The organism is Nocardiopsis coralli (assembly GCF_014892575.1).
GTDB classification, from domain to species: domain Bacteria; phylum Actinomycetota; class Actinomycetes; order Streptosporangiales; family Streptosporangiaceae; genus Nocardiopsis; species Nocardiopsis coralli.
On the sequence record NZ_JADBGI010000021.1, the window covers coordinates 85,005 to 110,681 of the forward strand.

Genomic DNA, 25,677 nt, shown 5'->3' on the forward strand with positions numbered 1-25,677 from the left:
GGACGCAACCCACAACGCCGGGGCACCGGGGGTTAATCCCGGGGGCGCCCCTGCACCGGCGGCACCGGCCACACCGGCGACCCGGGATCGAACACCCGCAGGCCTTCGGGGGTGACCACGGCGTCCACCGGGAGGTCGTGCTCCTCGGAGGGCAGCTCCTCCACCAGCTCGCCGTCGTGCAGCGGAACCACGACGGGGGTGTGCGGGCCCTTGTGCGCCAGCGCGCGGTCGTAACAGCCGGCGCCCCGCCCGAGCCGCACGCCGCGGCGGTCCACGGCCAGCGCCGGGCACACGACGAGGTCGACCCGCGCGAGGGCGTCCACGCCGTAACGGTGCCCGGTCGGTTCCTGGAGGCCGTAGCGCGCCTCCTCCAGGGAGTCCGGGCCGTCGTAGGAGGCCCAGTCCAGTTCCCCGCCGGGAAGGAACACCGGGAGCAGCACGTACACCCCGCGTTTCCACAACGCCGTGACCAAGCGGTGGGTGTCGGGCTCCTCGCCCACCGACCAGTAACAGGCCACGGTCCCGGCGGTCGACATCCACGGCTGTTCCCACACGGCGTCGCGCAGGGCCCGCCCGGTGCGCTCGCGTTCGGGGGCCGTCGACGCCCGACGCTGCTCCAGGAAGCCCGCGCGCAGCTCTCGTTTGCCGGCCCGGTCCAGCTCGCCCACGGTCGCCTCCGGTGTCCGTTCGGCCCTCGTCCAGCCGGGAGCGTACCACCGGCCGCACAGGGGGAGCGGGCGGATGAACACCCGGTGGCGCGCACGGGTCCGGGCCCCGAAACGGCGCGTACTTCTTGGCCCGGGCGGCCGTGTGGGAGCCCCGGGCGCTCCCGCGACTGTCCTAAAGTGCCGACATGAACGCCGACACCGAGCACACTCGGCTCAACCCCGCTTCGACCCCTGTCACCAAGGCCGTCGTGCCCGCGGCCGGCCTCGGCACGCGCTTCCTCCCGGCCACCAAGGCCACGCCCAAGGAGATGCTGCCGATCGTGGACAAACCCGCGATCCAGTACGTCGTCGAGGAGGCCGTCGCCGCGCGCCTCGACGACGTCCTCATGATCACGGGACGCAACAAGCGCTCCATCGAGGACCACTTCGACCGGGCCCACGAGCTCGAGGAGACGCTCGAGGCCAAGGGGGAGCACGAGCGCCTCAAGGCCGTGCGCGAACCCGACGGCCTTGCCCAGGTGCACTACGTCCGCCAGGGCCAGCCCCGCGGCCTCGGCCACGCGGTGCTCTGCGCCGAGGCGCACGTGGGCGACAACCCCTTCGCCGTGCTGCTCGGTGACGACATCATCGACGACGCCGAACTCCTGCGCCGCATGATCGAGGTGCGCCAGCAGCGCGGCGGCAGTGTCGTCGCGCTCATGGAGGTCGACCCCGAGCAGGTGTCGCGGTACGGGTGTGCCGGCATCGAGCCCACCGACGAGGACGACGTCGTCACCGTCACCGACCTGGTCGAGAAGCCCTCGCCCGAACAGGCACCCAGCCGGTGGGCGATCATCGGGCGTTACGTGTGCGACCCCGCCGTGTTCCCGGTGCTGCGCCGTACCCCGCCGGGACGCGGGGGCGAGATCCAGCTGACCGACGCGCTCCTGGAGCTGGCGGGAAGCGGCCGCGAGCAGGGCGGGCCGGTCTACGGTGTGCTCTTCCGCGGGCGCCGCTACGACACCGGTGACAAGGGTGACTACATCCGGACCGTCGTCGAGTTCGCCTGCCGCCGCCCCGACCTGCGCGACGAGCTCCTGCCGTGGCTGCACGACTTCGTCCAGGACCGCTACCGGGGCGACGCCGGCTTCTGAGGCCGCGCACTGGAGGGGACGGGGCGCGTGCCATCACCCGCGCGAGGTGAGAAGCTCGGGCTGCACCCAGACAACCTCCGGAGGGGCCCCAGTGAAGAGCGTCGAACAGCACATCGAAGACTGCCTCGGGCTCGTCGCCGTACCGCAACCGACCGAGATCGACCTGAACCACGCCCACGGCACCGTCCTGGCCGAGCGGATCGCCTCACCGGTCTCCCTGCCCGGCTTCGACAACTCCGCCATGGACGGGTACGCGGTGCGCGCGGAGGACGTCGCGGCGGCCTCGCCGGAGGTCCCAGTCCGCCTCGCCGTGGTCGCCGACATCCCCGCGGGCGACCCCACCCCGGTCGCGGTCCGGCCCGGTATGTGCGCCCGGATCATGACCGGTGCGCCCATGCCCGACGGCGCCGACGCGGTCGTCCCGGTGGAGTGGACCGACGGCGACACCGTGCGCGTGACCATCGACCGCCCGGCCCGCCCCGGCAACGCGGTGCGCCGGGCCGGTGACGACGTCGCCGAGGGCACGGTCGTGCTCGAACCCGGATCCCGCATCGGGGCGGGGGAGATGGGTGTGCTCGCCGCCGTGGGGCGCCGCTCGGTCCCTGCCCACCCCAAACCCCGCGTCGTGGTGCTCTCGACCGGTGAGGAGCTCGTCGAGCCCGGGCGGCCCCTGGGCCCGGGGCAGATCTGGGAGTCCAACAGCTTCATGATCGCCGCGGCCGCACGAGACGCCGGCTGCGAGGTGTACCGCCACGGGTTCGTGGGCGACGACCCCAGGACCGTCATGGACACCCTGGAGGGCCTCCTGCTGCGCGCGGACGTCGTGGTCACCACCGGCGGGGTGAGCATGGGCGCCCACGACGTGGTCAAGGAGGTGCTCTCCCGTCAGGGCGTGCAGTTCACGCAGGTCGCGGTGCAGCCGGGCAAACCGCAGGGGTACGGCACGATCGGCCCGGACAAGACGCCGATCATCACTCTGCCCGGGAACCCGGTGAGCGCGTTCGTCTCGTTCCAGGTGTTCGTGCGCCCGGTCCTGCTCAAGCTCCGCGGCCTGGAGGCGGAACCGCTGCCCGAGCGCCGCGCCCGGCTCACCGGTCCCGTCACCTCCCCGCCCGGGCGCCGGTCGTACCTGCGCGCGGAGCTGAGCGGGCCCGCCGCGGACGGGCGCAGCACGGTCACCCCGGTGCGCCGCCAGGGTTCGCACCAGCTCTCCGTGCTGGCCGGGTCGAACGCGCTCGTGGTGGTGCCCGAGGACACCACCGAGCTCCCGGCGGGCACCGACGTCGAGGTGCGCGTCCTCCCCGGGACCTGATCCGGGTGCGGGGCGGCACGGGGTGGGTGCGCGGTGCCTTACGGTCGGAATGAACGGAGCGGCGGGGCGCTCGGAGCCCCGCCCCGCGGCCGGCCCCGGCCGCGGCCCCAGCACGAACGCAGGACGTGTCGACGATGAGCCAGACCCCAGCGCCGGACGAGTCCGGCCACCCCTCCGGTTTCACCCACCTGGACGACTCCGGCGCCGCACGCATGGTCGACGTGTCCGCCAAGGGTGTCAGCGCGCGCACCGCGACCGCCACGGGCCGGGTCCTGCTGTCCGCGGAGACCGTGGCCGCCCTGCGCGGGGGCGAGGTGCCCAAGGGCGATGCCCTCGCCGTCGCGCGCATCGCCGGGATCCAGGGCGCCAAGCGCACCCCGGACCTCGTCCCGCTGTGCCACCCCATCGCGGTCCACGGGGCCGACGTGGACCTCACCGTGGCCGACGACGGGGTGGACATCAGCGCCACCGTCCGCACCGCCGACCGCACGGGTGTGGAGATGGAGGCCCTGACCTGCGTCATGGCCGCCGCGCTCGGACTGGTCGACATGGTCAAGGCGATCGACCCCGAGGCCGAGGTCACGCGCGTGCGCGTGGAGGAGAAGACCGGCGGCAAGAAGGGCGACTGGAGGCGCGGTGACTGAGCAGCCCCGACACAGGGTCGCGGTCGTCACGGCCTCCAACCGCGCCGCGGCGGGGGTCTACCCCGACCGGTCGGGCCCCGTCATCGTCGAACGCCTGACCGCGCTGGGTTTCGAGGCCGTGGGCCCGTGGGTGGTTCCGGACGGAGAACCGGTCGCCGACGCGCTCGAGCGGGCCCTCGGGGAGCGCTGCGCGGCCGCGCTGACCACGGGCGGCACCGGCCTCACCCCCGGCGATCACACGCCCGAGGCCACACGCGAGCTGCTGTCCTTCGAGGTTCCCGGTATCGCGGAGGCACTGCGCGCCGCCGGGCGCGAGAAGGGCGTGCCCACGGCGATCCTCTCGCGCGGGCTGGCGGGCGTAGCCGTACGCGACGGCCACCGCATGCTCGTGGTCAACCTCCCGGGTTCGCGCGGGGGTGTCGCCGACGGTATGGACGTGCTCGCCCCGGTTCTGGGCCATGCGATCGACCAGCTCGGCGGTGGAGACCATCCCCGGTCCGAATGACGGCGGGCCATGACCGGAATCACAGGTCCCGGTCGAGGTACGCCGACCATTCCTCGACCGCGCTTTCATTTCCGGTTCGTAGGTACAGGGGTTAAGAATCGTCCGATTCGAGATCCACCTTCGTGACGCCCGCCACGGCGCGTCGGCGGGGTGGAATACTGGAAGGCCCCACCGGCGGTGTGCGTCCGCGAGTGCTGTGTCGCCCTTGTCCGGTGGTGTCGGAAGGTTCGGAAGGGGCGGCTGTGAATCGCAGACAAGGGTGGCCCGTCACCCTGCAGGACGGGGCCGTCGCGCTGCGCCCGCTGCGCCTGCGGGACGCCGCCGCGCTCCGCGACACCCGTGCGCGCAACGAGGCATGGCTGCGCCCCTGGGAGCCGACCTACCCCGACATGCCGTTGCGTACCGACGGGCTCACCCAGTACGCGGCCATGCTCCAGTCGATCCGGCGCGAGGCGCGCCAGGGCCTGTCCATGCCGTGGGCGATCACCTTCGAAGGGGTCTTCGTCGGCCAGCTCACGGTCGGCTCCATCGTGTGGGGCTCCTCCAGATCCGCACAGGTCGGGTACTGGATCGACCGGGCCTACGCAGGCCGTTCCATCACACCCGCGGCCGTGGCCCTCGCCGTGGACCACTCCTTCTTCGGTGTCGGGCTCCACCGCATCGAGGCCAACGTGCGTCCGGAGAACCGTGCGAGCAGACGGGTCATGACCAAGCTCGGTTTCCGCGACGAGGGGGTGCGCCGCCGCCAGCTGCACATCGACGGCGCCTGGCGCGACCACATCTGTTACGCGTTGACGGCCGAGGAGGTGCCCCGCGGGGTGCTGCGCCGCTGGAAGGACGATTCGTCCCCTGGTTCCGCTTTGGGGTCGCAAGGCCCGAACAGCCGGGAAGATCCGCGTGACCGTGCCCACCCCCATCACGGATCAGGGTGAAGTCAACGAGCACTGTCCACCAATCCGGACCCTAAACCTGTCTTTACCGAGATTGGTTCATTACTTTGTGTTGAATTAAAGCTACGCTCTGGGGTGAGTCTGTGGCCTGCGCTTTCGCCACGGGCCCCCGAGGTGTCCGAAACCGGGGGTCCACAATCTTGCGACACTCCGGTCAGAATGTGGCGCATTTATGGACACGGGGTCGTACCGTGCGGAACATAGACGCATTGACGATGCGGGCAACGCGTGGATATGGCGGGAGATTCACCCCCGGCCCTGCAGGGGCCAGGAACGATGACCCCACCGGAGACGTCTGTACTTCGGGGAAGGCCACAACCACGCCGCGCGGTGTCGACGACGTGTCGAGCAACGTCCAGCGGCCGTCATCGTGAGGAGGGGTGATGAGCAGCTCTCCTCTGTACCTGGCCATCGTGGTCGTCTGGCTCATCGTTCTCGTGCCCATGCTCCTGCGCAAGGACTCGATCGCCGAGGCCGCCGCGGAGGACACCCGGCGTGAGGACGAAGAGATCGAGGAGGACCTCGACGAGGAGTTCCCCGACGAGCACCCCGACGCCACCGAGACCCAGGTCATCCGCCGGAGCGACCACGGGATCCCCGAGCCCGACGCCGAGGAGCCCGAGGAGCCGGCGGTTCCGCGTGAACCCCGGGCCCGCGTCATCGCCCGCCGTCGCCGCCGCACGAGCGGGCTGGTTCTGCTCAACATCGGCACGATCGCGGCGGTCTCGTTCGGTCTGGGCCCTTGGTGGGTGCTCACCCCGCCGGTTCTGTTGCTGGCGGGGCACGTTGCGCTCCTGAGGGAGGCCGCCAAAGCCGACGCGGAACGTCGCGAGGCCGTCCGCCGGGCACGCCGCCGCGCGGCCCTCAGGGCCGAACGTGAGGCCGAGGAGCGCCGCCGCGACGCCGAGCGCGAGGCCGAGGTGATCGCGTTCCGGGAGCGCCGCAGCCAGGTCTACGACCAGTACGCCGACGCCCGCCTGAGGGCCGCCGGCGACTGATCCGCGAGAACGCGTTCGGAGCACGGCCTCAGGGCTGCTAGTCTTGGAGACGTCTTCGGGGCTGTGGCGCAGTCCGGTAGCGCATCTCGTTCGCATCGAGAGGGTCAGGGGTTCAAATCCCCTCAGCTCCACCGAAGAACGCAAGGGCCTGCCGCCCACGGGTGGCGGGCCCTTCGTCGTGTGCGGGGATCTTTCCCCGGGCCGAACCCCCGTGCCGCTCTCGCGCGTGCGGGCGTCCCCGGGCCCGGCCCGCCATGGAGAAGGCCCGCCCCGGCGAGCGGAGCGGGCCTCGTGCCGTGCGTGCACGGCGGGGCGGCCGGGAGGGGACGTGATTCCCTGTGGCGGGAGGTCCTCCGGACCGGAGCCCCGAGTCTCACCGGCGAAGCGTCCATCCCCTGGGTCGGGGAGCGCCGGGCTCGCCGCCACGATACCGCCGGGATCCCCGCCGCGACAGGGGTTCCGGCCCCGCAGCGCCGCCCCGGGGCGGGTGCCGACAATCGGGCGCGAGGGATCCCCGTGTTCCGGAATGTCCGGAACCGAGGGGCCGGGGCGGCCACGGGGGCGGGCGGAACCCCGGTCCGAGTGCGAGTGCCCCTCACGCACGGTGACACCGGCCGACCCCTGAGGTGAGGCCTCGGTGCCGATGTGGGCGGTTTCGGTGTTTTGCGAAGAACATCCACCACCTGCGCCCGGGGGGTCCGGAGGGTCCGTCCGAACGTGCGCCGTATGGACGGCCGTATCTCCGTAAACGCCGACGAATTCCCGTTTCTGTTGCGCTCCGTGATGATATCCGGGGGTGCATTTCCCGTTCCGTTCCGATGTCCTCGCAGCTCACCGCGTAAGGCTTGCAGGTGTGTGCGAATTCCGCAGTCGTGAGCTGCGAAGACAGCTCGTGTCCTGGGGATTCTCGCGAGGGTCACCCTCTTGTTGCCGGGGGTTCGGAAAACTTCTTCGATTCCCTGTCTTGTCTTCTCGCTTTCCGTGCGCCATCTTTGATGGTGGAAGGAAACGGAACCGTCCCGAGAGGTGGCAACCATGACCGAGTGCGCCGTTTCCCGCAAGAGCGGTTGGAGCTGGTACTAGACCGGCTCTTCCCCGAGGCCGAGGCCTCTCAGGGGTGACGGCCCCGGCTGCGGACGCGCTGCCGGGGCCGATTCGTGTGCGCGTCCGGTCCTGCTTTGTGGATTCCGCGCCCGGGGTAGGGGAGGGGTGCGCAGACATTTTTCCGGGCCCGAGCCGGCCCGCCGAGAAGGGGCGGAGAACACCCGTGTCCAACTCCCCTCAGTATCCGGGCGGCCACCTGCCGCCGGAAGGAGAGCCCGAACCCGAACGCAACACCGACGACCGGCGGAAACAGGACGAGCCCCCGCTCGACACCGAACGTTTCCGGCGCACGACCCCTGCCCGGCTGCGTCCGATCCCCGCGCGGCGCAGCGGTGGATACTGGCGCCTGCTGGCCGGCGCGATCACCTACGTCATGGTCGTGGGCGGCATGGCCGACTACACCGACCTCGGGGCCAGGGTCGCGGCCCACGTGCTCTTCTGGTCACTGATCGTGCTGGCGATGCTGCTCAACGCCTCCCGTGAACGCAGACACGGGTGGGAGCGCAGGCCGCGCTGGCCCTACGCCGTGGCGGCCCTCGGGGGCGCGGCGCTGGTGGAGGTGCTGGTGTTGCTGGTGGGCTCGCCGCTCATCGTCACCGGTTCCCTCATCCTGCTGGGGTTCGTCGGCTTCGTGCTGATGCTGGCCGGCTGAACCGCGCTCCGCAGGGGGGTGCGGGGACGGGCCTCAGGTGGCCTCGTCGTCGAAGGGGGGACGTTTGCCGTTGAGGCCCGCGGCCTTCTTCGGCTTCTCGTCCTCCTCGTCGTCCCAGAAGTGCTTCTGCACGAACCGCTTGGGGTTGAGGTCCTGGACGTCGAAGTCCTTGTACTCCGGGCCCAGCCCCTCCTTGATGTCGTTCGAGGCGCTGTTGGCCATCTTGCGCAGTTGGCGCAGGACACGGCCCACCTGCTGGGCCGCCTTCGGGAGCTGGTCCGGTCCGAAGATGAGCAGCGCGAGCAGGAGGAGGATGGCGAACTCGCCCCCGCTGATCCCGAACATGTGCTTCCTCGCTTCGTCTACCGACCGCTCCAAGAAGGTTAACCGGTATCGGGGGGCTTGGGTGACGGTGCCCTGGTTCGGCGCCGAGCCCCACGAGAACCGGCCCCCCGCTCCGCGGAGCAGGAGGCCGGTTCCCTCACGCCTGAAGTGCGGTCAGACCGAGCGCACGTCGGCCGCCTGCGGGCCCTTGGGGCCCTGGATGATGTCGAACTCGACCTTCTGGTCCTCTTCCAGGTTCCGGAAGCCGGTACCCGCGATCGCCGAGTAGTGCACGAACACGTCGGGCTGGCCGCCCTCGACGGCGATGAACCCGAAACCCTTTTCAGAGTTGAACCACTTCACGGTGCCCTGAGCCATCTGCTGCTCTCCCTTGGGGACTGCTTCGGAACCGCACCTTGCTGGTCCCGGGTCGCCGGGCGCCGAAGCGACGAGTCATCCCCCGACAAAGCGCCCGCGTGAAGTTCCGCGAGGCGCCTGGGGCATCCATGGAAACAACAACAGCAACCAATGCATGACGCTATCAGGGAGGGTGCGCGCTTGCCGAGGGTTTTCTCCCCCGAATCTTCCCCCGGATTGTCCTGTTTCGGCTACGCGAAACTGTTGATTTCCGGCGTTAGTGGGGCTAGGGGGTCAAAAGAAGCGGGGCGGCCGATGGCCGCCCCGCAGTTCGATCAGCGTCAGGAACCGCCGCTCCCGTAGATCCAGACGTCGAACCAGAGCCTTTCGCGCCACAGCCCCTCGTCCATCGGATACGCCGAAAGGACCGGGTAGAGATAGGCGAAGTTGGCCAGCACCAGCAGGAGCACCACACCGAAGACCACGCCGCCGAACGCACGTGTGTAGGGGGCGAACCTCGGACTCTCCTCACCGGCACCCATGACCAGGCCGAGCATGAGCACGATCGCCAGGACCAGGAACGGCAGGATCGGCAGTGCGTAGAACAGGAACATCGGGCGGTCCGGGAACGCCAGCCACGGCAGCCACCCGGCGGCCACCCCGATCAGCACGGCGCCGGCGCGCCAGTCCCGCAGCGTGACCCACCAGGCGATCATCGCCACGACCGCCACGAGGCTGAGCCACCAGATGATCGGGGTCCCGATGGAGACCACCGAGGTCACACAGTTGCCGGTGCCGCACCCGACGGCCTCGCCGTCGTAGTGGAACATCACCGGGGTGCGCATGACCAGCCACTCCCACGGCGCGGAGATGTAGGAGTGGTCGCTGCTCAGGCCGTTGTGGAAGCCCATCATCCGGTCGTGGTAGTCGACCAGCGAGGCCAGCGCCTCGTAGGGGGCGGCGAGGAACCCGGGCATCCAGTCCGGCGCCGTGCCCACCGCCTGGTCGCGGTTGTAACCGCCCGAGCTGAACAGCCAGCCCGACCAGGAGACGAGGTAGACCACGCCGGCGACCACCACGGTCTGGACGAACGCGGGCACCGCGTCGATGCCGAACCAGCGGGCGAAGGGGCGGCGCTGGCCCGCGCTGCGGCGCGCACCGTAGTCCCAGGCGACGGTGAGCAGGCCGAAGGCGGCCACGAAGAACAGGGCCGACCACTTGGTCCCGATCGCCAGACCGAAGCACAGCCCCGCGGCCACACGCCACCAGCGCATCCCGAGCCAGCCCACGGTGGTCACGTCCACCCCGGCCTCCGCGAGGCGGGCCCACCGTTCGCGGGTCTTGTCCCGGTCGATGACCAGGCTCGCGAACCCTGCCAGCACGAACAGGGTGAGGAAGATGTCGACCATGGCGATGCGGCTCAGCGTGAAGTGCAGGCCGTCCAGAGCCAGGAGGAGACCGGCCGTGCTGCCGAGCAGCAGCGAGCGGGTCAGGCGCGTGGCCAGGCGCACGAGGATCAGCACCGAGAGCATCCCGGCCAGGGCCGCCGCGAAACGCCAGCCCTCCGGCGTCATCGTCGTTCCGAAGGGCAGGAGCGACCAGAGCCAGTCGCCGAGCGCGATCATCCACTTGCCCACGGGCGGGTGGACGATGAAGTCGCCGGTGCCGGTGAAGATCTCCTGCTGGCCCTGGGCGAGCAGCTCGTCGGCGTGCTCGACCGTCTGGTGCTCGTAGCCGTGGAACCAGAGCCCGTAGGCGTCCTTGGCGTAATAGGTCTCGTCGAAGTAGATCCGTGCCGGCTCACCGAGGTTGACGAACCGCAGGGCGCCGGCGAAACCCGCCACGACGACGGCGGCCAGCCAGCCGAGCCAGAGGGGGACCGGGTTCGCCGGGAGGAACCGGGCTCGGAGGGAGCGGGCCCGGCCGGGGGGTGGTGGGGCGGCGTCGGACGTGGATGAAGTGGCGGTGGTGGTCATCGCAGCTCGTAGGTTGGGGACGGAGATGGGAGTCCGTGTTCCGGACGGTCCACGAAACCATGTTTCGGGTGGCGTGACAGAGCCAACCGTAGCGCGACAGAACGGGGATCACAGTGGTTGAGGGTGTCGGTGATGAGCGGCGCGTCGGGACGCTCACGCTCGCGGGGTTGCCCATCGGGAACCTGGAGGACGCCCCACCTCGGCTTCTGCACGCGCTGGGTTCCGCGGCGGTCGTCGCGGCCGAGGACACACGCCGTCTGAAAGCTTTTGTGAACCGCGCGGGGGTCCGGATCGGCGGCGAGGAGGGGGCCCGGGTGGTCTCCTACTACGACGCGAATGAGGCAAAACGCACCTCGGAGCTCCTGACCGGTCTGCGGGAGGGCGGCGACGTGCTCGTGGTGACCGACGCGGGCATGCCGGGCGTCTCCGACCCGGGGTACCGCCTGGCGTCGGCCTGCGCGGAGGAGGGGATCCCCGTCACCGCGATCCCGGGCCCCTCGGCCGTGACCACGGCGCTGGTCGTCTCGGGCCTGCCCACCGACCGGTTCTGCTTCGAGGGGTTCCCGCCCCGCAAGGGCCTGGCCCGGTACCTGGGGGAGATGGCGGGCGAACGCCGCACGATGGTCTTCTTCGAGAGCACCCACCGGATCGCCGCGACGCTGAGGGCGATGGCGGAGGCCTTCGGGACCGACCGGCGGGCCGCCGTGTGCCGGGAGCTCACCAAGACCCACGAGCAGGTGCGCCGCGGCACCCTGGCCGAGCTCGTGGCGTGGGCCGAGGACGGGGTGCGCGGCGAGATCTCCGTCGTCGTGGAGGGCGCCGGGAGCCCTGCCGCCGAGGCCACTGACGAGGACCTGACGGGCGCCGTGGCCGCCCTGGAGGAGGAGGGGGTGCGCCGCAAGGACGCCATCGCGCGGGTCGCGAAGGAGACCGGGGTGCGCAAGCGGTACGTGTACGACCTCGTGCACGGCATCGGCGGTTCCGGGACCGAAGCCTGAGACGGCGTCCGGTGCGGCGCAACCGGATCCGCGGCCCGCGCATCCAAACCTCGTACACCGACGCGAGGGAGACAGACGACCGTGCGCAGTGAACTGTTCCGACAGGCGCAGGAGACCGAGCAACGGGGCATGCACCTGCAGAACCGCAGGATGCTCAAGGTGGGACTGGACGGGGAGTTCCTCGCCCGCCAGGGATCCATGGTCGCCTACCAGGGCGACGTCGATTTTTCGTTCCAGGGATCGGGCAGTGTGGGGCGGTTCTTCAAGAAGGCCTTCACCGGCGAAGGGCTACCGCTCATGCGGGTCTCCGGCCGGGGTGACGTGTTCCTGGCGCGCGAGGCCTGGGACGTCCACCTGATCGACCTGGAGAACGAGTCCCTCACGGTCAACGGCGCCAACGTCCTGGCCTTCGAGCCCACCCTGGACTGGGACATCCGCCGCGTGGAGGGCGCCGGGATGATGGCCGGCGGGCTCTTCAACACCGTCTTCAGCGGGGCCGGCCGAGTCGCCGTGGTCTGCCACGGGTCGCCCGTGCTACTGCAGGTCGACCAGCCCACGTTCGTCGACACCGCGGCTGCTGTCGCCTGGTCGAGCGCGCTCAGCACCAGCGTGCGCAGCACGGTCAAGGCCGGGGCGATCATCGGCCGGGGCAGCGGGGAGGCCTTCCAGCTCGCCCTGGAGGGACAGGGCTTCGTGCTCGTGCAGGCCTCCGAGGGCGCCCAGGCCGCCCAGCAGCAGGGCTGACCCGACCCCTGAACCCGGATCGCCGGCCTCGACCCCAAGGGGTTGGTGGCGGGCGACGGGTGGGCGCGGCCGAAGCGGAGCAAGGCCAAAAAGACACAGACCCGGCCTCCCCTCGGGGAGACCGGGCCCTGCGTCTGCGGTGCACCTCGCGGGGAGGCGTCAGACCACGGCGCCGTCGTCCTGGTCGCGTGCGGCCTTGGCAGCGTTGCGCTGCTTGGCCTTGCGCTCACGCAGCACGTGCGGCGGGGCGGTCTTGTCCCACCGCTGCAACCAGATCGCCATCGGCACCGCCACGAAGACGGTCGAGACCACACCGGTGGTCAGACCGACCAGCATCGCGATGGAGAAGTCCTGGAGCGAGGACCCACCGAGGAAGGTGAGGAAGCCCAGGATGATCCATGCGCCGACCGTGGTGTTCACGGTGCGGGGCAGGGTGTTGATGATGGCCCGGTTCGCGATGACGGAGAACTTCGACTTCTCGTCCCGGGCCCATTCGTCCCTGACACGGTCGAACACCACCACTGTGTCGTTGACGGTGAAACCGATGACGCTCAGTGCCGCGGCGAGGAAGATCCCGTCGATCGGCTTGCCCAGCCACATGAACAGCCCTGTCACCAGGAGCATGTTGAAGCCGAGCGAGAGCATCGTGGACACACCGAAGGACCAGCGGAAGCGCCAGGCCAGGTAGGCCATCTGCGCGATGAGCGCCAGACCCAGGGCGATGAGCGCCTGGTTGCGCAGCTCCTCACCCATGCTCGGGCCGATGAACTCGTCCGTGGACACTTCGACGCCGCCGGTCTCTTCCGACAGCGCCTCGGTGATGTCGCCCATCTGGTCGTCGTTGATGTCGCCCGTGCGCACCGACAGGTCGGCGTCACCGGACTCCTGCACGACGGCGGTGTCCGAGCCCGGGAAGTCCACCGAGGAGACGACCTCGCGCGCCTCGTCGACGCTGATCTCCTGGTCGCCGGTGATGTCGTACTCGATGACACGTCCGCCGGTGAACTCGACACCGAGGTTGATGTCGCGGACCAGCGGTGCGGCCAGGGCGGTGACCACGATGAGCGCGGCCACGATCAGGCCGTACTTGCGGAACTTCATCAGGTCCGGGTTCTTGCGGACCAGCCACTCGCGCACCTTGCCGATGCGGTCGATACCGGTGATCGACGGGTGCTTCTTGATCACGGCGCGGCGCACCGCGAACTCGACGAAGACCCGGGCGATGACCAGCGCCGAGATCATCGACGCGATGGTACCGATGCTCAGGGTGACACCGAAGCCCTGGACGGTGCCGGAGGCGAAGAAGAACAGCAGGCCGGCGGCGAGGAACGTCGTGATGTTGGTGTCCAACACCGCGCTCCAGGCCTTCCTGGTGCCCTCGACGAAGCCCTTCTCGAGGTTGGGCGGGATCGCACGGCGCCTGCGCCGCTTGAGGACCCCGGCCTCTGCGTCCTCGGCCTCCTCGTCGGTGGCGTCCTTGAGCCCCGCCGACTTGTTGGCCTCGTAGTTGTTGCGTTGTCGCTGGTACTCCTCACGCGCTCGTTCGAAGATCAGCACGTTGGCGTCGATGGCCATACCGATCGCCAACACGAAACCTGCGAGGCCGGGCAGGGTGAGTGTCGCCCCGATCCCGACGAGCATGCCGTAGGCGATGAGGGTGTAGAAGGCCAGCGCCACGGACGCCAGGAAACCGACGAGGCGGTAGACGACCGTGATGTAGAGCGCGGTGAACGCGATGCCCAGCAGGGCGGCGATCGCGCTCGCGTTGATGGCCTCGGCGCCCAGGGTCGGGCCGACCGTCTGGCGCTGGACCTCGGTGACCGGCAGCGGCAGCGAACCGCCCTCGATCAGCACCGCCAGCTCCTCGGAGGTCTCCGCGGTGAAGTCCTGGCTGGTGATGGTCGTGGAACCGCCGGGCATGCCGACGTCGCAGCCGATGTCCTCGTTGACCTGCGGCGCCGAGATGATCTGGTCGTCCAGCACGATCGCGACACGGCGCTGCGGATCGCCGACGCCGTGGCAGGCGGCGTCACCGGTCAGGCTGGCCCACTGGTCGCGGCCCTCGCCCTGGAACTCGACGTTGACCTGCCACTGCTGGCGGTTCTCCGGGTTGAGCAGGGCCTCCGCGCTGGAGACCTGGTCGCCCTGGATCTGGGCCTCGCCGAGCTGCAGCGGGGTGCCCTCGTCGTCCGGGAGCGTGGTGACGACGTCCTCGGGGTTCTCGGCGGGCTGGCCGCCACCGCCGCCGTCGGGCGGCATCATGCCCTCGAGGTCGCCCATGCCCTCGGGCATGCCCTCCATGCCTTCGGGGAGCTCGCCCTCGGGCGGGGCCTCCTCGCCGCCGCCGTCGGAAGGCGCGCGGGCCTCGTCGGCCTGGTCGGACTGGTCGTCCGGCGCCTGGGCGAAGTCGCCCCCGCCGCCGGGCATACCGCCGCCCTCGGGCATGCCGCCGCCACCGGGCGGCTGGACACCCTGGCCGCCCTGCTCACCCACGCCGAGGACGGGGTGGAAGGTCAGCTGGGCGGTCTGGCCGACGATCTCGGCGGCCTCGGCCGGGTCCTGGACACCGGGGAGCTCGACGATGATCCGGTTCTCACCGGAACGCGACATCTCCGCCTCGGCCACACCCAGGCGGTCGATGCGCTGTCGCAGCACCTCGATGACCTGGTCGGTGGCGTCGGAGTCGGCCTCGGTGCCGTCGGCCCCGTCCTGTGTCTCCAGGACGATCTGTGTGCCGCCGCTCAGGTCGAGCCCGAGCCGTGGCGGAATGAACCACGCCGCGCCGAACGCGACGACGATGACGAGTAGGGACACGAGGGCGCGCGCCCAGCGCGCCCCCGATCCCGTTTGACTGGACAAGGGGTGAACCTCTCACTGCGGGTACGGGTGGGCCGCCCCCGAGCCGGATCGAACCGGGTCGGGGCGACGGCCGGATGGTCAGGTGGCGGTGGACGCGGTGAGAGGCGGGCCCCGGGTCGGTGGCAGATCCTCCGGGACACCCAGTTCGGGAACGGGGTCGACGCGCGGGGGTTCGATCGGCCACCAGGGCTGGTCCCACACCGCCAGCCGCAGAGCGCAACTGGGGAGCGCGTCAGGGAGGTCGCGCACGCCCGAACGCGGATCGCAGACCGACGCGGGCGGCGTGAACGTGAACCGTTCGCCGGCCTCCTCGCCGCGGTCGGACGAAGCCTTCGCGATCTGCGCCTCGCGGTCGTGCGGGTCGTCCAGCACACTGGCCACACCGTAGGAGGGGACGGCCCCCTCCGCCGGACGCACCTGGAGCCACGAGGCCGTGGGTGTGGTCAGGACGACGAGCAGCACCACGCTCGCGACCAGAGCCGTGGTGCTTCGGGCAGGACGGGGCACAGCACGGGTAACCGTGATGACCACCGCCTCGCGTGAAAGGCCGGGGCTGCCATGGTCGTGACGCCACGCGCCCCGGCGGCACGTGCCGTCGTGCAGCCGAGCATAAGGGCAACACCCGTCCTGACAGGAACCACCGTCCCACTCGTCTCCCGCGCCCCCGCGCGCAGGGGGAGGGTGAAGGTCCCGCACAGGGCGCCCCGGCGGGGGTGATGCGCCTGGCCGCGGGTACTGAGACGTGTCCCGGCGCCTTTAGTCTTGGGGCATGTCGTCGAAACGCCACATCCTGACCGCGGTCGCCTGGCCCTACGCCAACGGACCGCGCCACATCGGCCACGTGTCCGGCTTCGGGGTCCCCTCCGACGTCTTCTCCCGCTTCCAGCGAATGTCGGGGAACCACGTGCTGATGGTCAGCGGCACCGACGAACACGGCACCCCCATCCAGGTCCTGGCCGACCAGGAGGGTGTCACCCCGCGGGAGCTCGCCGACCGCTACAACCAGGTCATCGCCGAGGACCTGGTCGGGCTCGGGCTGTCCTACGACCTGTTCACCCGCACCACCACCGGCAACCACTACGCCGTCGTCCAGCAGCTCTTCACCGCGCTCCACGACAACGGTTACGTCTTCACCCACACCACCAAGGGCGCGGTGTCGCCCTCCACCGGCCGCACGCTGCCCGACCGCTACATCGAGGGCACCTGCCCGATCTGCGGTTACGACGGCGCGCGCGGCGACCAGTGCGACAACTGCGGCAACCAGCTCGACCCGATCGACCTCATCGGCCCGCGCTCGCGCATCAACGGCGAGACGCCCGAGTTCATCGACACCGAGCACTTCATGCTCGACCTGCCCGCGTTCGCCGACGTGCTGGGCCGGTGGCTCGAGGGCAAGGACGGCGCATGGCGCCCCAACGTGCTCAAGTTCTCGATGAACCTGCTCGAGGACCTGCAGCCGCGCGCGGTCACCCGCGACCTCAACTGGGGTGTGCCGATCCCGCTCGAGGGCTGGGACGAGAACCCCAACAAGCGCCTGTACGTGTGGTTCGACGCGGTCATCGGGTACCTGTCCGCCTCCATCGAGTGGGCCAAGCGCACCGGCGACCCGGAGGCCTGGCGCCTGTGGTGGCAGGGCGACGACGCCGAGTCCTTCTACTTCATGGGCAAGGACAACATCGTCTTCCACTCGGTGATCTGGCCGGCGATCCTGCTGGGTGCGAGCGGCCGCGGTGACCGGGGCGGCGAGCCCGGTCCGCTGGGTGAGCTGGACGTGCCCTCCGAGGTCGTCTCCAGCGAGTTCCTCACGATGGAGGGGCAGAAGTTCTCCTCCTCGCGCCGCGTCGTCATCTACGTGCGCGACTTCCTGCAGCGCTACTCCGCCGACGCGCTGCGGTACTACATCATGGCCGCCGGGCCGGAGACGCAGGACACCGACTTCACCTGGTCGGAGTTTGTCCGCCGCAACAACGACGAGCTCGTCGCCGCCTGGGGCAACCTGGTCAACCGTTCCATCTCGATGGCCGCCAAGAACATCGGGCACGTGCCCGAGGCCGGGGAGCTCACCGAGGAGGACGAGAAGGTCCTGGCCGCCTCCCGCGCCGCCTTCGACGCCGTCGGTGCGCGTCTTGAGCGCTCGCAGTTCAAGGCCGCCCTCCAGGAGGCCATGCGCACCGTCGCCGAGGCCAACAAGTACATCTCCGACCAGACCCCGTGGGCGCTCAAGAAGACCGACCCCGAGCGCATGGCCAGCGTCCTGCACGTGGCCCTGCAGCTGGTCAAGGACGCCAACACCCTGCTCACGCCGTTCCTGCCGGAGTCGGCCAACAAGGTGCACGCCATGCTCGGCGGCGAGGGGCAGTGGAGCGGGATGCCGCGCCTGGAGACCGGCCACGACACCATCGGCGGTTCCGAGGAGGCCGTGGACTACACGGTCATCACCGGTGACTACGCCGCGGACGTCGCACGTTGGAGCTCGGAGCCGATCACGCCGGGCACGCCGCTGGAGCGCCCGAAGCCGCTCTTCGCCAAGCTCGACCAGTCCGTCGTGGACGAGGAGCTGGCGCGCCTGCGCGGCGAGATCGACTGAGCTGACCAGCAGCATCACCGGATCCGCGCCGGTGGGCGGGCGCCCCGAGCGCACCGCCCGCCGGCGCCCTTCGTGGAGGGACGAGACGACATGGGAAAGCGCAGCGGCAAGGCGGTCGACGAGCGCAACAGGCAGACGCCGCCGCCGGTCCCCGAGCCCCTGCGTGTGCCGGTGGCCGACAGCCACACCCACATGGACATGCAGACACCCGGCGTCGAGGAGATCATCGCGACCGCCGCGGGCGTGGGTGTGACCCCGCTCGTCCAGGTGGGCGTCGACCTGCCGTCGTCGCGGTGGGCCGTCGAGGTCGCCGAGGCACACCCCGGTCAGGTGTGGGCGGCCGTGGCGCTGCACCCCAACGAGGCCCCGCGCATCGTGCACGGCGACGGCGCCGACGGTGTGGAGGTCGACGACACCGACTGGGCCGGCAAGGCGCGCGCCGGTGTGGGGATCGAGGGCTTGGAGCACGAGATCGAGCAGATCGCCGAGCTGGCCGCGCTCCCGCAGGTGGTGGCCGTCGGCGAGACCGGCATGGACACCTTCCGCACCGGGCCCGAGGGCAAGCGGGCGCAGGAGGCGTCGTTCCGCCGCCACATCGCCATCGCCAAGCGCACCGGCAAGGCGCTCATGATCCACGACCGCGAGGCGCACGAGGACGTGCTGCGGGTCCTGGAGGAGGAGGGCGCACCGCAGACGGTGGTCTTCCACTGCTTCTCCGGCGACGCCGACATGGCCAAGATCTGCGCCGAGCACGGGTACTACATGAGCTTCGCCGGCAACGTCACCTTCGCCAGCGCCGAGCAGCTGCGCGAGGCCGCCAAGGCGGCGCCGGCCGACCGGATCCTGGTCGAGACCGATGCCCCGTTCCTCACCCCGAAGCCGTACCGGGGCCGTCCCAACGCGCCGTACCTGGTGCCCCACACGCTCCGTGCGCTGGCCGAGGCCAAGGGCATGGACGAGGACGAACTCGCCGGGGCCGTGGCCGACAACGCCCGGCGCGCCTTCGCCTTCCCCGGCGCGTGAGGCCCTGACCCACCGCGGCGGTGGGCCCTGCTGTCACCGCCGGGGGCTCCAGAAGTCCTCGGCCCGGGTCTCGTCGCGTGCGTACCGGGGGCGATAGGGCTCCCGTCCCGTGGGCACACGCTGCTCCGGTGACCCGTGGGCGGCCCGCTCACGGGGCCGGGGCCGGTCGTCCGCGTCGCCCAGCAGCAGGAACAGGCTGCAGATGAGCATGAGCACGAAGAGCCCCACCACGAGCGGCAGGAGCAGTTCGTAGGACGTGGCGCCGTCGGGGCTGTTGTGGGGCGCGTGCTCGGCCTGTTCGACGTGCATGCCGACCATGCCCGTGTAGTGCATGAGGCTCACGGCCGCGCCCATGAGCAGCGACGCCGAGACGATGGCGGCCTGGCCGTCCAGCCTGGAGGCGCACCACAGCGCCACCGTGGCGGCCACGAGCGCGATGAGGATCGCCACGGCGACCCAGAACAGGTCGTGGTGCATGCTGCCGTGCACGTTCATCGAGGCCATGCCGGTGTAGTGCATCGCCACCACCCCTGTCCCGGCGACGGTGCCGCTCAGCAGGAGGCGCCCGGTGTTCGGGTTGAACAGGGTGAGGGCGAGCGCGGCACCCATGACCACGACGGCGGTCAGGCCGCTGACGACGGTCAGGAAGGTGTCGTAGCGGATCGCCATGCCGGGCACCGTGAAGCCCATCATCGCGATGAAGTGCATCGACCACACGGCGACGCCGCCGAGCGCGACGGCGGCCAGCACCAGCCACTGCCACCGGAAGAGCCCGGACGTGGCGCGGGCGCGCGCGGCGAACGACAGCCCCAGGTAGGAGCCGATCACCGACACGAGGTAGGCGAGGGCAGGGGTGGTCCATCCCTGGCCGAAGAGGTCGAGCACAGTATCCACATCCGACGACTTATTTCACATTGGTCTTGGAAATGGATGGTAGAGACCTTTTTGGTCGGGAAGCCAGGGGGTGAACGTGAATCCGGATGGCCTGATGTGGCCAGTGGTCCCATGAATTGTGGGTCCGAAAAGAATCGTCACAACAATGGGCCGGAACCGGTCACGAAAAAAGGGCAGAAAGACTCTTGTGGCCCCTCTGCCCGGTGTGTACCGCTCGGCGGCGGTCAGGAATGCAGGCCCCGGAACGCGATCGCGCTCAACGCGTCGGCGACCTCTTCGGCGGTGAGTCCGCGGTCCGGCTTGTACCACTCGACGATCGAGTTGACCATGCCGAACAGCAGCCTGGAGGCGATGGCCGGGTCGATGTCGCTGCGGATGTCGCCGTCCACGATGCCCTCGCGGACCAGGTCGGCGATGTGGTGGTCGAACTCGCGGCGGCGCTCCAGCGCACGCTTTTCCACCTCGGTGTTGCCGCGCACCCGCAGGAGCAGGGTCACGTGCGGCAGTTCCTCCACCAGCACGCGCACGCTCCCGCGCAGGACGTGGTCGAGGCGGTCGGCCGCGGGGCCCCGGGTGGCCCCTTCCTCCCGGGTCACGGCGAAGAGCGCGTCCATGGCCAGGTCCAGGGACTGGCGCAGGAGCTCGGTCTTGCCGGACACGTGGTGGTAGATGGCCGACTTGGTCACGCCCAGGGCGCGGGCGAGGTCCTCCATGGACGTGCCGTCGTAGCCGCGTTCGTTGAACACGCGCGCGGCGATGCGGAGGACGGAGTCGGCGTCGTGGCCGGGGCGGCCGGACCGGCGCTTTCCGGTGCGTTCTGCGGGAGGAGATGTACGAGCCACGGTTGTCGAATCTACCTTCTGGCGATGCCGGCCGGGTCGCGCGCACCTGACCGGAGGGCGTGTCGTTCGGCATGGTCTGATAACTTAACGAACGGTCAGTAAGTTGATACACCATGGGGCGGTACCCCGTACACCCCGAGGTGGCCGGACCCCGACGAGAGGTGACCACGTGCCCACCTACCCCGCTGCCCTGCAGGAACGACACCGGGCCGCACTCGAGGCCGCGGTCGGGGCCATCCGGGAACGCGGCCACCACACGGCCTACCCCGAGTCGCCCAGCCGCTCGGTCTACGGCGAGGACGCCGCCCCCGCGGGCGAGGCCGCCTTCAAGGCGCTCCTGGGTACCGACTTCCCCCTCGACGGGCCCGGGGGCCGCGGACGTGTGGCCACCGAACGCTCCCCCTACGGTATCGAGCTCGGTGTGGCCTACCCCCGCGCCGACGCGGACGCCCTGCTCACCGCCTCCGGGCGCGCGCTCGGGCCCTGGCGCCGCGTCGACCCGCTGACCCGTGCCGCCGTGGCCGTGGAGATCCTCGACCGCCTCAACCGGCGCAGCTTCGAGATGGCCCACGCCGTCCAGCACACCAGCGGGCAGTCCTACGTCATGGCGTTCCAGGCCGACGGCCCGCACGCCCAGGACCGCGGGCTCGAGGCCGTCGCCTACGCCTACGACCTGGTCACGCGTTACGCGGGCGAGGCGCGGTGGGACAAACCCCAGCGCAAGGGCGAGGACCTGTCCATGGACAAGCGCTTCACCGCCCGGGGCAAGGGCATCGGCCTGGTCATCGGCTGCAACACCTTCCCCACCTGGAACTCCTACCCGGCGCTGTTCGCCAACCTCGTCACCGGCAACACCACGATCGTCAAACCGCACCCGGGCGCCGTGCTGCCGCTCGCCCTGACCGTGTCGGTGGCCCGCGACGTGCTCTCCGAGGCCGGGTTCGACCCCGACACCGTGCTGCTGGCCGCCGAGGACCCCGACGACCGCATCGCCGCCGACCTGGCCCTGCGGCCCGAGGTGCGCCTGGTCGACTTCACCGGTTCCAACGAGTTCGGCGACTGGCTGGAGGCCCACGCCCGCCAGGCCTTCGTCAGCACCGAGAAGGCCGGCGTCAACACCGTCGTCATCGATTCCACGGACGCCTACCGGTCGATGCTCGGCAACCTCGCGCACTCCCTGTCGCTCTACAGCGGGCAGATGTGCACGACCCCGCAGAACCTCTACGTGCCCGGGTCCGGCATCGACACCGACGAGGGGCACAAGAGCGCCGAGGAGGTCGCCGCCGACCTGGCCGAGGCCGTCACCGAGCTGGTCTCCCACCCGGGGCGCCTGGCCGGCGTGCTCGGCGCCCTGGCCAACGACGCGGTGCTCGCCCGGGTGGACGCCGCCGACGAGCTGGGTGAGACCGTGCTGGCCCCGACCGCGCCGGAGCACCCCGAGTTCCCCGGCGCCCGCGTGCGCACGCCCGCGATCGTGCGCCTGCGTGCGGAGAACCGTTCCACCTACGGCAGCGAGCACTTCGGGCCGGTCTCCTTCGTGGTCACCACGTCCGGGACCGAGGAGTCGCTGCGGCTGCTGCGCGAGACCATCACCGCCCGCGGGGCGATCACCGCGGCCGTGCACACCACCGACGACAAGGTCGTGGAACTGGCCGAGGAGGCCGCCTTCGACGCGGGGGTCAACCTGTCGGTCAACCTGACCAAGGGTGTGTTCGTGAACCAGTCCGCGGCCTTCAGCGACTACCACGGCTCCGGCGCCAACCCCGCCGCGACGTCCTCGCTGACCGACGCCTCCTTCGTGGCCGGGCGGTTCGACATGGTGCAGTCCCGCCGCCACGTCTGATCCGCCGCGCGACCCGGCGCCCGACCCGGCGCCCCCTGCCGTGTGCCCCGCGACCTCGGCCGGCGCGGGGGCACACCCGTGCGCGGGGCCGGGGCGCGTGCAGGGCTCGGAACAGGGCCCGGGCCACGCCACGCTTGGTGCAAGCATTGCCGACGTTGGATTGTCCACCGCCCCGACCAGGCGTAGCTTCGGTCGCACCGTCGGCGGCGCGGTCGTCGGCGCCACGCGCCCGAGTGCAACGGAGGCAGTATGGCGATCGCTCAGAGGGCCGCACCCGAGCGGGCGGCGCTCACCAGGGGACACACCGCCGACCGGATCCGGGTCCTGTTGGACGAGGGCAACGCCAGGTGGCGCACCTTCACACCCCGGTACCCGCACCAGGACTCGGGGCGCAGGCGTGCGCTGTGGGAGGCCGACGCCGAACACCCCTTCGCCTCGGTGCTGGGCTGCGCCGACTCCCGGGTCCCGCCGGAGATGCTCTTCGACCGGGGCCTCGGCGACCTGTACACCGTGCGCGCCTACGGGCAGGTCCCGGACTCGTCCGTGGCGGGCAGCCTCGTGCACGGGGTCCGCGACCTGGCCACCCCGCTGCTCGTCGTGCTCGGCCACTCCCGCTGCTCGGCCGTTCGTGAAGCCGTGACGGCGCTCCGCACCGGGCGCGTGCCCGAGGGGCACATGGGGTTCCTGGTGGAGGGGATCCTCGACGCGATCGAGGACGTGCCCGACGACGGGGCGCGGGACTTCCTGGACGCGTGCGTGCGGGCCAACACCGTGCACGTGGCCGACCAGCTCCGGCACGAACCCGGGTTGCGCGAGCTCGTGCACAGCGGCGAGCTACGAATCGAACCCGCGCTCTACAGCATCAAGCGTTCCCGGGTGGAGTGGTTGGGGGACCGGCCGGAGTACCGCCCGGGTCCCGATTCGGCCGTTCCTTCGCAGAGGCCGTCGGACACACCTTGAGGTGCGCGGTGGGATTCCGAGGGGTTCACAGGGGTTCCGGGGCGATCATCCGGCAGAACGGATGATCGCCCCTTTTTCTGTGCAGATCAGAAACGTTGCACGGGGTTCCCGCGTTCCGCGCGTTTTTCTTTTTCCGGACTGAGCTGGAGATACACGGTTCTGTGCGGAAAAAGCCTGCGCATTCCGGGCCGCCCTCCTACGCTCGTCCGTGGAAGGTGTCGGGGGTCACCGGACCGCCGGCCGCCCACAGCCGCAGCCCATGTTCACGAAGGAACGCCGTGCCCGCCATCGACCAGCAGATGCGGGAGCTGCTCCGGACACCGGGGGTGCGCAGCGTCTGCCTCGTCGACCGCAGCACCGGGCAGACCCTGACCACCGCCGGGGAGGCCGACCGCACGGCCGACGCCGTGGCACTCCTCGCCGCCGCCACCGAAGGGCCCCTGCGCCACGCGGGCGTGGTCGAGGACCTCGTCGTCACCGACCACACCCACCACCTGTTGTTCGCGCCGCTGCACCGCTCCGACCTGTGCCTGCGCGTGCGCATGGACCGGCGGGGCAACCTCGCCCTGGCCCTGCGCGGGCTTCGTGCACTCGCGCGCACCGCCCAGGTGCCCCCTTCCCCGCCGCGACGCCCCGGACTGCCCCACCGGGGGGACCACGAGGACACACCCCGGCCCCGGCCGCGCGTGGCCGCGGGGGTCGACCGCGGGGTCCTGGAACGGGTCCTGGCCGCCCTCCGCAACCTCGCCGCCCCGACCCCGTGCACCGGGTCCCTCGGGAACCCCGGGAACCCCGGGCGGGCGGCCGCGTGAGCGCCGGGTCATCCCGTGCCAGGACGCTGTTCCCCGGCCTGCGCCGCTGGGTGCGGCGAAGGACCACCACAGCACATCCCACTCCGACTCCGACTGCGACTCCCAGGAGAGAAGACATGGCCAACATCGAGACCGGCCTCAAGGACATGATGGAGATCGAGGGGGCCGTCGGCGCCGCCGTGGTCGACTACAGCAGCGGCATGGCGCTGGGCACCCTGAGCTCCACGAAGAGCCTCGACCTCGAGGTGGCGGCCGCCGGCAACACCGAGGTCGTGCGCGCCAAGATGCGCACCATGGACCAGCTCGGCCTCAACGACGCGATCGAGGACATCCTCATCACGCTCTCCGGCCAGTACCACGTGATCCGCCCGCTCACCAGCCGCAAGGGCCAGGGGCTGTTCCTCTACCTGGCGCTCGACCGGGCCCGCGGGAACCTCGCGCTGGCCCGGCACCGCCTCAAGACCATCGACGGCGCCCTGGAGGTCTGAGCCAGGAGCTGTTCTGCATGAGTGCCCCGGCCATCGGGTTCACGAGCGGCGGGCGACAGCGGTGTCGGTGTCGCCCGCCGTGCTGTGTGCGGATCAGTTGGTGGAGTGGCCCTCGCGGAGGGAGTCGAGGAGGGAACCAAGTCGGAGTTGGGAGGGAGGGGAGGTGGGGTGGGCCAGGTCGCGGTTCTGGGGTGTTCTGTGGTGTTGCCTCGGGGGTGGTGGTTCGTCGGGGTCGGGATCGTAGCCCGGCCGGGCCTGCACGCAACCCACGTCGGCGCCACCCCCTGACCCTTTCTCTGGGCGGTGATGGTGGCGGGTGGGGTGGTGGGTGGAGCACGGCGCCTCGGGGTGTGCGTTCCGGCCCTGTTCGCCGGGCTGACCCGACCCGCATCGACGAACCACCCTCACCCCCGAGGCCCCCGCCAGCCCAAAGGAACGGTGGGCACAACAATCCCCCTGTGGTGACCCCATTGCGACCAACGCTTCAGGCGTGGGCATGGTGGCTCGCTCCTGCGACGGCACAAGCAACGGCAACGGCACAGGCAGGCCCCGCGCACTCCCGGTAGGGCATTGAGTGTCGGGGAGTGGCGGGTGTGCGGGCGGCCTCCGGGCCCCGCGCGCTCCCGGCAGGGCATTGAGTGTCGGGGAGTGGCGGGGGTGCGGGGGGCCTCCGGGCCCCGCGCGCTCCCGGCAGGGCATTGAGTGTCGGGGAGTGGCGGGGGTGCGGGGGGCCTCCGGGCCCCGCGCGCTCCCGGCAGGGCATTGAGTGTCGGGGAGTGGCGGGGGTGCGGGGGGCCTCCGGGCCCCGCGCGCTCCCGGCAGGGCATTGAGTGTCGGGGAGTGGCGGGGGTGCGGGGGGCCTCCGGGCCCCGCGCGCTCCCGGCAGGGCATTGAGTGTCGGGGGTGTCAGGTGTGCGGTGACCGGGCTGGAGATTCTCCGAAGGCCGGCCGGGTTTTCAAGCGCACCTTCCCCCGCTCCAGGATATCCGATAAAAAGCCCCTCG

Annotated in this window: 23 protein-coding genes and 1 tRNA gene; 16 read left to right on the top strand and 8 right to left on the bottom strand. The window is 70.8% G+C overall.

Features of this window, described 5'->3' with window-relative positions:
• Nucleotides 1-32 precede the first annotated feature (32 nt).
• Complete coding sequence (locus tag IDM40_RS21170) at nucleotides 33-668, bottom strand: 5-formyltetrahydrofolate cyclo-ligase (RefSeq protein ID WP_193123778.1); 636 nt, start codon at nucleotides 666-668, stop codon at nucleotides 33-35.
• Between the two features lie 185 nt (nucleotides 669-853).
• Here IDM40_RS21170 and galU point away from each other — a divergent pair, with 185 nt between their 5' ends.
• The 8 genes from galU to IDM40_RS21210 all read left to right on the top strand — a co-directional run bounded on the left by galU (nucleotide 854) and on the right by IDM40_RS21210 (nucleotide 7,966).
• On the top strand, nucleotides 854-1,801 hold the full coding sequence (gene galU / locus IDM40_RS21175) for a UTP--glucose-1-phosphate uridylyltransferase GalU (RefSeq protein ID WP_193123779.1): 948 nt from the start codon (nucleotides 854-856) through the stop codon (nucleotides 1,799-1,801).
• Between the two features lie 91 nt (nucleotides 1,802-1,892).
• Nucleotides 1,893-3,113, top strand: coding sequence for a molybdotransferase-like divisome protein Glp (gene glp / locus IDM40_RS21180; protein WP_193123780.1), 1,221 nt, complete (start codon nucleotides 1,893-1,895; stop codon nucleotides 3,111-3,113).
• Between the two features lie 134 nt (nucleotides 3,114-3,247).
• Nucleotides 3,248-3,757 carry a cyclic pyranopterin monophosphate synthase MoaC gene (gene moaC, locus IDM40_RS21185; protein ID WP_193123781.1) on the top strand — a complete coding sequence of 170 codons (510 nt, stop codon included), beginning with the start codon at nucleotides 3,248-3,250 and terminating at the stop codon, nucleotides 3,755-3,757.
• Nucleotides 3,750-4,262 (top strand): MogA/MoaB family molybdenum cofactor biosynthesis protein, encoded by a 513-nt coding sequence (locus tag IDM40_RS21190; RefSeq protein ID WP_193123782.1) that lies wholly within the window; start codon nucleotides 3,750-3,752, stop codon nucleotides 4,260-4,262. Before moaC ends, IDM40_RS21190 begins: the two co-directional genes overlap by 8 nt.
• Nucleotides 4,263-4,504: 242 nt before the next feature.
• Complete coding sequence (locus IDM40_RS21195) at nucleotides 4,505-5,194, top strand: GNAT family N-acetyltransferase (RefSeq protein ID WP_193123783.1); 690 nt, start codon at nucleotides 4,505-4,507, stop codon at nucleotides 5,192-5,194.
• A gap of 401 nt (nucleotides 5,195-5,595) precedes the next feature.
• The gene (gene sepX / locus IDM40_RS21200; RefSeq protein WP_193123784.1) at nucleotides 5,596-6,210 is read left to right on the top strand and encodes a divisome protein SepX/GlpR; all 615 of its coding nucleotides are present in this window, start codon (nucleotides 5,596-5,598) and stop codon (nucleotides 6,208-6,210) included.
• A gap of 57 nt (nucleotides 6,211-6,267) precedes the next feature.
• A tRNA-Ala gene (locus IDM40_RS21205) sits at nucleotides 6,268-6,341 on the top strand.
• A 1,136-nt stretch (nucleotides 6,342-7,477) separates the two neighbouring features.
• The gene (locus tag IDM40_RS21210) at nucleotides 7,478-7,966 is read left to right on the top strand and encodes a hypothetical protein (RefSeq protein WP_193123785.1); all 489 of its coding nucleotides are present in this window, start codon (nucleotides 7,478-7,480) and stop codon (nucleotides 7,964-7,966) included.
• A gap of 33 nt (nucleotides 7,967-7,999) precedes the next feature.
• On the opposite strand, the gene IDM40_RS21215 is transcribed toward IDM40_RS21210, so the two are convergent.
• The 3 genes from IDM40_RS21215 to IDM40_RS21225 all read right to left on the bottom strand — a co-directional run bounded on the left by IDM40_RS21215 (nucleotide 8,000) and on the right by IDM40_RS21225 (nucleotide 10,623).
• Nucleotides 8,000-8,311: a sec-independent translocase gene (locus IDM40_RS21215; protein ID WP_193123786.1), complete on the bottom strand. Its 312-nt coding sequence runs from the start codon at nucleotides 8,309-8,311 to the stop codon at nucleotides 8,000-8,002.
• A gap of 153 nt (nucleotides 8,312-8,464) precedes the next feature.
• Complete coding sequence (locus IDM40_RS21220) at nucleotides 8,465-8,668, bottom strand: cold-shock protein (protein WP_017574366.1); 204 nt, start codon at nucleotides 8,666-8,668, stop codon at nucleotides 8,465-8,467.
• Between the two features lie 320 nt (nucleotides 8,669-8,988).
• Nucleotides 8,989-10,623, bottom strand: a complete 1,635-nt coding sequence (locus IDM40_RS21225; protein ID WP_193123787.1) for a dolichyl-phosphate-mannose--protein mannosyltransferase — start codon at nucleotides 10,621-10,623, stop codon at nucleotides 8,989-8,991.
• Nucleotides 10,624-10,736: 113 nt separating this feature from the next.
• Between IDM40_RS21225 and rsmI the strand changes: the two genes are divergently transcribed.
• Both rsmI and IDM40_RS21235 read left to right on the top strand, forming a co-directional pair.
• On the top strand, nucleotides 10,737-11,621 hold the full coding sequence (gene rsmI / locus IDM40_RS21230) for a 16S rRNA (cytidine(1402)-2'-O)-methyltransferase (protein WP_193123788.1): 885 nt from the start codon (nucleotides 10,737-10,739) through the stop codon (nucleotides 11,619-11,621).
• Nucleotides 11,622-11,702: 81 nt separating this feature from the next.
• Entirely contained in the window at nucleotides 11,703-12,365 is a 663-nt protein-coding gene (locus tag IDM40_RS21235; RefSeq protein ID WP_193123789.1) for an AIM24 family protein, read from the top strand.
• Between the two features lie 159 nt (nucleotides 12,366-12,524).
• On the opposite strand, the gene secD is transcribed toward IDM40_RS21235, so the two are convergent.
• A complete protein-coding gene (gene secD / locus IDM40_RS21240) occupies nucleotides 12,525-15,224 on the bottom strand; it encodes a protein translocase subunit SecD (RefSeq protein WP_193123790.1) in 2,700 nt (899 codons plus the stop codon).
• Nucleotides 15,225-15,302: 78 nt separating this feature from the next.
• Nucleotides 15,303-15,731 (bottom strand): hypothetical protein, encoded by a 429-nt coding sequence (locus IDM40_RS21245; protein WP_328807084.1) that lies wholly within the window; start codon nucleotides 15,729-15,731, stop codon nucleotides 15,303-15,305.
• Nucleotides 15,732-15,993: 262 nt separating this feature from the next.
• Here IDM40_RS21245 and metG point away from each other — a divergent pair, with 262 nt between their 5' ends.
• Both metG and IDM40_RS21255 read left to right on the top strand, forming a co-directional pair.
• Nucleotides 15,994-17,811, top strand: coding sequence for a methionine--tRNA ligase (gene metG, locus IDM40_RS21250; RefSeq protein ID WP_193123791.1), 1,818 nt, complete (start codon nucleotides 15,994-15,996; stop codon nucleotides 17,809-17,811).
• A gap of 90 nt (nucleotides 17,812-17,901) precedes the next feature.
• On the top strand, nucleotides 17,902-18,834 hold the full coding sequence (locus tag IDM40_RS21255; RefSeq protein WP_193123792.1) for a TatD family hydrolase: 933 nt from the start codon (nucleotides 17,902-17,904) through the stop codon (nucleotides 18,832-18,834).
• Between the two features lie 33 nt (nucleotides 18,835-18,867).
• On the opposite strand, the gene IDM40_RS21260 is transcribed toward IDM40_RS21255, so the two are convergent.
• Nucleotides 18,868-19,719, bottom strand: a complete 852-nt coding sequence (locus IDM40_RS21260; protein ID WP_193123807.1) for an MHYT domain-containing protein — start codon at nucleotides 19,717-19,719, stop codon at nucleotides 18,868-18,870.
• 233 nt (nucleotides 19,720-19,952) lie between these two features.
• Nucleotides 19,953-20,486 carry a TetR/AcrR family transcriptional regulator gene (locus IDM40_RS21265; RefSeq protein WP_328807087.1) on the bottom strand — a complete coding sequence of 178 codons (534 nt, stop codon included), beginning with the start codon at nucleotides 20,484-20,486 and terminating at the stop codon, nucleotides 19,953-19,955.
• A gap of 253 nt (nucleotides 20,487-20,739) precedes the next feature.
• Here IDM40_RS21265 and paaN point away from each other — a divergent pair, with 253 nt between their 5' ends.
• The 4 genes from paaN to IDM40_RS21285 all read left to right on the top strand — a co-directional run bounded on the left by paaN (nucleotide 20,740) and on the right by IDM40_RS21285 (nucleotide 24,673).
• A complete protein-coding gene (gene paaN / locus IDM40_RS21270) occupies nucleotides 20,740-22,413 on the top strand; it encodes a phenylacetic acid degradation protein PaaN (RefSeq protein WP_193123794.1) in 1,674 nt (557 codons plus the stop codon).
• A gap of 249 nt (nucleotides 22,414-22,662) precedes the next feature.
• Complete coding sequence (locus IDM40_RS21275) at nucleotides 22,663-23,373, top strand: carbonic anhydrase (protein WP_193123795.1); 711 nt, start codon at nucleotides 22,663-22,665, stop codon at nucleotides 23,371-23,373.
• Nucleotides 23,374-23,651: 278 nt separating this feature from the next.
• The gene (locus tag IDM40_RS21280) at nucleotides 23,652-24,185 is read left to right on the top strand and encodes a hypothetical protein (protein WP_193123796.1); all 534 of its coding nucleotides are present in this window, start codon (nucleotides 23,652-23,654) and stop codon (nucleotides 24,183-24,185) included.
• Between the two features lie 116 nt (nucleotides 24,186-24,301).
• Entirely contained in the window at nucleotides 24,302-24,673 is a 372-nt protein-coding gene (locus IDM40_RS21285) for a hypothetical protein (RefSeq protein ID WP_193123797.1), read from the top strand.
• Nucleotides 24,674-25,677 lie beyond the last annotated feature (1,004 nt).

Coding starts and splice junctions, on each gene's coding strand:
- IDM40_RS21220 (WP_017574366.1), bottom strand. CDS start 8,668: ATGGCTCAGGGCACCGTGAAGTGGTTCAACTCTGAAAAGGGTTTCGGG.
- sepX (WP_193123784.1), top strand. CDS start 5,596: ATGAGCAGCTCTCCTCTGTACCTGGCCATCGTGGTCGTCTGGCTCATC.
- metG (WP_193123791.1), top strand. CDS start 15,994: ATGTCGTCGAAACGCCACATCCTGACCGCGGTCGCCTGGCCCTACGCC.
- IDM40_RS21255 (WP_193123792.1), top strand. CDS start 17,902: ATGGGAAAGCGCAGCGGCAAGGCGGTCGACGAGCGCAACAGGCAGACG.
- moaC (WP_193123781.1), top strand. CDS start 3,248: ATGAGCCAGACCCCAGCGCCGGACGAGTCCGGCCACCCCTCCGGTTTC.
- IDM40_RS21275 (WP_193123795.1), top strand. CDS start 22,663: ATGGCGATCGCTCAGAGGGCCGCACCCGAGCGGGCGGCGCTCACCAGG.
- IDM40_RS21225 (WP_193123787.1), bottom strand. CDS start 10,623: ATGACCACCACCGCCACTTCATCCACGTCCGACGCCGCCCCACCACCC.
- IDM40_RS21285 (WP_193123797.1), top strand. CDS start 24,302: ATGGCCAACATCGAGACCGGCCTCAAGGACATGATGGAGATCGAGGGG.
- galU (WP_193123779.1), top strand. CDS start 854: ATGAACGCCGACACCGAGCACACTCGGCTCAACCCCGCTTCGACCCCT.
- IDM40_RS21215 (WP_193123786.1), bottom strand. CDS start 8,311: ATGTTCGGGATCAGCGGGGGCGAGTTCGCCATCCTCCTCCTGCTCGCG.